At 70.8% G+C, this 840-nt stretch carries 1 protein-coding gene; it reads right to left on the minus strand.

The window, feature by feature from the left end:
- The coding region (locus BZL64_RS36610; protein WP_244205763.1) for a thiamine pyrophosphate-dependent enzyme at window positions 1–840 on the minus strand (840 nt) is incomplete at both ends.

Consider the following 840-nt stretch of genomic DNA (forward strand, 5'->3'; position numbering starts at 1 on the left):
GCCGCGCGCCAGCCCGCCGCAACGTCCTCCGGCTTCTCCACCCGCACCCCGGTCAGCCCGAGGGACCGGGCGAACGCCGCGTACTGCACGTCGGGCAGCTCCTGCGACGGCAGGAACGACGGGGCGCCCCCCATGGCGCGCAGCTCCCACGTCACCTGATTGAGGTCCTGGTTGTTCCAGACGGCGACCACGAGGCGCCGGTCCGTCCAGCGGTCCTGGTACTTCGCCGCCGTGATCAGCTCCGCGAGGCCGTTCATCTGCATCGCCCCGTCCCCGACCAGCGCGATCACCGGCCGGTCCGGATGGGCGAACTTCGCCCCGATCGCGTACGGCACCCCGCAGCCCATCGTCGCCAGCGTGCCCGACAGCGAGCCGCGCATGTCGCCGCGCATCGTCAGGTGCCGCGCGTACCAGTTCGCCACCGAACCCGAGTCGGAGGTGAGGATCGCGTCCTGTGGCAGCAGCGGGTCCAGGACCCGCGCCACGTACTCCGGGTTGATGGGATCGGCCGACACCTGCGCCCGCCGGTCCAGCACGTCCCGCCAGTGACGGACGTTGTCGCACACGGTGTCGAACCACTCGCGGCCCCGCGTGTCCTCCGACGTCAGCATCGGGATCAGCCGCCGCAGCGTGTCCCGCGCGTCACCGACCAGGTTCACCTCGTACGGGTACCGCATCCCGACCATGTGCGGATCGAGGTCGATCTGCACGCCCCGCGCCTTGCCGAACTCCGGCAAGAACTGCGTGTACGGGAAGGAGGAGCCGATCGTCAGCAGGGTGTCGCAGTCACGCATCAGCTCGTACGACGGCCGGGTGCCGAGCAGGCCGATCGAGCCGGTG

Source organism: Streptomyces bobili (genome assembly GCF_002154575.1).
GTDB classification, from domain to species: Bacteria; Actinomycetota; Actinomycetes; order Streptomycetales; family Streptomycetaceae; genus Streptomyces; species Streptomyces bobili.